6 protein-coding genes are annotated in these 4,643 nt (G+C 31.3%); 4 read left to right on the top strand and 2 right to left on the bottom strand.

From position 1 onward, the window contains the following. The 4 genes from SULYE_RS06245 to SULYE_RS08590 all read left to right on the top strand — a co-directional run. Positions 1–774 (top strand): complex I subunit 4 family protein (locus tag SULYE_RS06245; protein WP_007547638.1); only part of this gene is annotated, 774 nt, incomplete at its 5' end. Positions 775–779: 5 nt separating this feature from the next. Further along, positions 780–2,249 carry an NADH-quinone oxidoreductase subunit N gene (locus SULYE_RS06240; protein WP_007547637.1) on the top strand — a complete coding sequence of 490 codons (1,470 nt, stop codon included), beginning with the start codon at positions 780–782 and terminating at the stop codon, positions 2,247–2,249. Beyond that, positions 2,246–2,863 carry a guanylate kinase gene (gene gmk, locus SULYE_RS06235; protein WP_007547636.1) on the top strand — a complete coding sequence of 206 codons (618 nt, stop codon included), beginning with the start codon at positions 2,246–2,248 and terminating at the stop codon, positions 2,861–2,863. Before SULYE_RS06240 ends, gmk begins: the two co-directional genes overlap by 4 nt. Before the next feature lie 488 nt (positions 2,864–3,351). Continuing rightward, positions 3,352–3,483 (top strand): hypothetical protein, encoded by a 132-nt coding sequence (locus tag SULYE_RS08590; protein WP_232178618.1) that lies wholly within the window; start codon positions 3,352–3,354, stop codon positions 3,481–3,483. On the opposite strand, the gene SULYE_RS06230 is transcribed toward SULYE_RS08590, so the two are convergent. Together SULYE_RS06230 and SULYE_RS06225 are read right to left on the bottom strand one after the other, a co-directional pair. Then, positions 3,461–4,105 (bottom strand): ATP-binding protein, encoded by a 645-nt coding sequence (locus SULYE_RS06230; protein ID WP_007547635.1) that lies wholly within the window; start codon positions 4,103–4,105, stop codon positions 3,461–3,463. The two genes, SULYE_RS08590 and SULYE_RS06230, sit on opposite strands and share 23 nt — an antisense overlap. Positions 4,106–4,302: 197 nt before the next feature. Beyond that, a partial coding sequence (locus SULYE_RS06225; protein WP_007547634.1) for a winged helix-turn-helix domain-containing protein occupies positions 4,303–4,643 on the bottom strand: 341 nt, incomplete at its 5' end.

Genomic DNA, 4,643 nt, shown 5'->3' with positions numbered 1-4,643 from the left:
GCTCCAACAGCAGGCTCTGTAATACTTGCAGCAGTTTTGTTAAAAATGGGTACTTATGGGTTTGTAAGATTTAGCCTTCCGTGGTTCCCGGAAGCATCCAAATATTTTATGCCGGTAATCTTTACTTTAAGTGTAATAGCTATTATTTATACTGCGATGATGGCAATAGCTCAAACACATATAAAAAGGCTTATTGCATACTCTTCTGTATCCCACATGGGATTTGTGACAATGGGTACATTTGCATTAAATCCTGAGGGTGTAAACGGTGCCATAATCACTATGATTTCTCACGGTTTAACATCAGGAGCGCTATTCTTGGCAGCAGGATTTATTTATGAGAGACTTCATAGCTATGAAATGAAAGACCTGGGCGGAATGGCAAAATTTGTTCCAGTTTTTGCAACATTATTCATGATATCAGCTATGGCTTCGGCAGGATTGCCAGGATTGTCTGGGTTTGTAGGTGAGTTTTTATCACTGCTTGGAACATTCAAAGTTAGCATCTTAACCGCTGTTTTAGCCGGTCTTAGCTTAATAGTAGGTGCTGCATACACACTATGGTTATACAAGAAAACAATGTTTGAAGAAGAGCTGCTTTCTGAAGAAAAAATAAAACAGTACTCAAAGCTAAAAGATTTAAACACGGCAGAACTTTGGTCTTTCTTGCCATTCGTGATATTTATGTTCGTAATTGGTATATACCCTAATTGGTGGATTAATTTAATTAACAACACTACCCAATTTGTTTTACACAAGATAGTAGGAGGGTAAGCAAAATGACTATCGTTCAGGAAATTGCGTCAGGCTTTGGAATTCCAAATTTTAATGTTTTACTTCCAGAAATAATTGTTTTAACAACTGCTATATTAGCTTTTGTTTTAGAGTTATTTACAAAAAATAGAAATATTCTTCTTATAACTTCAGTATTAGGTCTTTCCTTAGCAACCTTATCAACGCTGACCATTACAGAAGGAGACGTTACTCTTTTTGGATTATATATTGTAGATAGTTTTTCATTGGTATTTAAATTTTTCTTACTAATCTCAACTATTTTAATCATCATTAACTTACAGTCCTATGTCGATAGTAAAAAAACATCTTACGGTGAATATTATTACCTAATTCTATTTTCACTTCTTGGAATGATGATAATGGTCTCTTCTCCGAACCTTGTAAGCTTCTATATTGGTTTAGAGTTAATGTCTGTATCTATATACATTTTAGTTGGTCTTTGGAGGAAGGATTATAAATCTAAGGAAGGTGCATTCAAATATTTAATCATTGGTGGTGCAGGTACTGCTGTAATTAGTTATGCAATTGCACTTTTATATGGAAAGACCGGAAGTTTTGATTTTGCAAGAATATTTAATGAAGTTCAGGATAAAGCTGATGTAGGTTTAACAGCTGGTTTAGTACTTTTAATTTTAGGTCTTGCATTAAAAGCATCTGCTGTACCACTTCATTTCTGGACGCCCGACGCTTACGAAGCTGCACCAACACCAATTACTGCATTTCTTGCAAGCATTTCAAAAGTTGCAACGTACGCATTAATTTTAAGAGTTATGGTGGAAGCTTTTCCGCTTGTTAACAGTATATGGTCTTATGCATGGGCAATTTTAGCAGCAGCGTCAATGATCGTTGGAAATATCATCGCTTTAAGGCAGAAAAACGTTAAAAGAATGCTTGCATATTCTTCTATTGCACATACAGGGTATATCTTAGCTGCATTAGCTTCTCCAAATGGAATGGGCTTTACAGCCTTAATATTCTATTCTTTAGTGTATATGTTCATGGCAATTGGTGGATTTATATTCTTGTCAGCTTTTGAAAAAGACAGCAGATGGACTAATGACATTGATAACTTTAAAGGACTTGCAAAAAAACATCCAATAATGGCGTTATTCATGCTGATTTATATGTTTTCTATGCTTGGAATTCCACCAACAGTTGGTTTTATGGGTAAATTTGGTGTATTTATGGCTTTAATATCATCAAATGTTTGGTGGCTTGCAGTAGTTCTTGTTATTACAAGTGTAATATCAGCTGGATACTACCTAAGAGTTGTTGCTTATATGTATATGTATGAACCTGTAATAGAAGGAAAATTTAATTTAACTATTTCTGAGAAGTTCACCGTTGGATTTCTCGCAATAGTTGTTTTAATACTTGGAATATATCCAACCGTATTTTGGGAAATTTCTAATATATTAACATCAATACTTGTTATGAATGTGGGAGTTAGATGATAAAAGGTGAGCTTTTTATAATCTCATCTCCTGCTGGGGCCGGAAAAACCACTTTAACAAATCTTTTGCTTGAAGAAGATGAAAAATTAAAGAGAGTTATTACTTATACAACAAGGAAGAAAAGAAAAAATGAAATAGATGGTGTTGATTATGTCTTTGTTGCTAAAGAAGTTTTTGAATTAATGATCAAAGAGAATGCTTTTTTAGAATATGCAATCGTTCATGGAAATTATTACGGCACACCCAAAAAAGAGACGTTTGAGCTTCTAAATCAAGGTTTTGATGTAATTTTAGTGATAGATGTTCAAGGAATGAAGCAGATAAAATCGGTCATTCCTGAGGCTATTTCAATATTTATTCTTCCTCCATCTTTAAAAGAGCTTGAAAGTAGAATGAGAATAAGGGGAGAGAGCGAAGAAGAAATACAAAAAAGATTAGAAACGGCGAAAAGAGAAATTCCTCACTGGAAAGAGTATGACTACATAATAATTAATGAGAACTTACTTGAATCTAAAGAAAATTTGAGCCATATTATTAAATCTCAAAGATTTAAAAGACAACGATTTAATTTGTCTTTAATAAAAGACGATGAGCTAAGGTCTCTTATGTTATAGTTACTTATTATCTAAAGTGAGAAACTGAAAATCTTTATAAAATTGGATAATCATCCTTTGGTTTTACAGCATCAGGATGATAAGGAAGACATTAATATTGTTATTCTTAGACAAGCTGATAATCTCAAATATCTTTAAATATCCTACATTAATTGAGAGTGTTGCAAAATTCCTGTAATTGCAAATGTATGCGTAAAATGAGTTTACTTTTGTCCGTCATCCTGACGCTAAAAGCCTAAGGTTCTCGTCTTTTATTGTTATTTGAAATGAAGAGAAGGATGAAAATGAGATTCTTCGCTTTGCCCAAAGACAACATTGATTTTTGCAAGCAGCCTCTACATTAATTTCATACACTACATTCATTATGATATAATATATTTTTCATAATGACAGGAGGTACAGAATGAATAGAAGACCTTTAATAGAAGAAGCACTAAAAAAAAGTAAAAAGCAGATATGAGTTAGTTCATGCAGCATCTAAACTTGCAATAGAATTATATGAAACAGGTCTTGAAACATATATCACTGAAGAAGGAATTCCACTTAAAAAAACCGTTATTGCAATTGATAAAATAGCTAAAGGAGAAGCTTTAATAGTTAAAAAGCAAGACAAACAGTAAAATATTTCCCTTTTACTCTTTTTATGACTTTTAAGTTATTTAATTTTGATAGTTCTTCAACTATGAGTAAACCTAATCCGCTTCCGCTTTCTATTTTGTTTTTAATATCGTTTTTGATTATTAAGTTTGATTTGTAAATCTTTATATATACTTTATTTTCTGAATATTTAAATGCATTTTCTAATATTATTTGAATAATACCCTCTATGTCGGACCTATTCTTAAAACTTTTCAAAGGCTTTAATTTTAAAAAAACCTTTTTCTCAAAAGGTTTAAACTCTTCAAGAAGCTTTAAAACTAACTCGTCAACTCTAAATCTTTCTTCTTCTTTTCTTTCAAATTGAAGTTTTTTGAATGTATTTAAAAGAGTTTTTAAGTCTTCATTTAGAGAAGTTAAAGATTTTTCTAATCTATCGACAGCTTGATTTTTACAGCTTGATTTTATCAATTCTAAATTAATGTTAAGGATTGAAATCTTATTTCCAAGCTTATGACTGATGGATAAAATCATAAGTTGTAGAAATTGTTTATATCTTTCTTCTTTTTTTAAGTATATAGATGTTAAATAATAAATTGAAATTATAGAACCAAAAACTAAAAAAGCTTCCCAAAGTATTACCATTTTGCTATATTCACTTTTATAAGAATTAAGGTTATCTTGAAATATTGCAGGGAGCTGACTTTGCTGCTTCAAGATATCCTGGAGCTGCTGATATTTTTCTATTAAGTCATTAATATAGTAAAGATTAATAAAATTAATCATAGAAAGGCTTATTATAAAAACAAGAGATATGAGAATGAATACTTTCGTTTCAAGCTTCAATTTAATTTATATCCTCTTCCTTTAAATGTCTCAATGCTTCCTTCAGGAAGAATCTTCCTAAGTTCTTTTATGTAAGCTCTTATTACCTCATCTCCTACAGCTTTATCATGCCATACATAGTTTAAAATGTTTTCATTGCTTACAACTTTTCCTCTATTCTTTATAAGATAATATAGTAAATTCCATGCTGTTTTGGTTAGTTTTACTTCTTTTCCATCTTTTAAAACAATTTGATTTTCTAAATCTATCTCAACATCCCCTATCTTTATTTTATCTGGAAGGTGAACTCTTTTGCTTAAAGCTTTTATTCTTAGTAATAGTTCTTTTGGGTCAAAAG

The organism is Sulfurihydrogenibium yellowstonense SS-5 (assembly GCF_000173615.1).
Lineage (GTDB): Bacteria > Aquificota > Aquificia > Aquificales > Hydrogenothermaceae > Sulfurihydrogenibium > Sulfurihydrogenibium yellowstonense.
This window is presented reverse-complemented; position numbering and strand designations above follow the sequence as displayed.

Excerpts from the sequence above, each read along its gene's own strand:
- SULYE_RS06240 (WP_007547637.1), top strand. The coding sequence starts at position 780 with ATGACTATCGTTCAGGAAATTGCGTCAGGCTTTGGAATTCCAAATTTT.
- gmk (WP_007547636.1), top strand. The coding sequence starts at position 2,246 with ATGATAAAAGGTGAGCTTTTTATAATCTCATCTCCTGCTGGGGCCGGA.
- SULYE_RS06230 (WP_007547635.1), bottom strand. The coding sequence starts at position 4,105 with ATGGTAATACTTTGGGAAGCTTTTTTAGTTTTTGGTTCTATAATTTCA.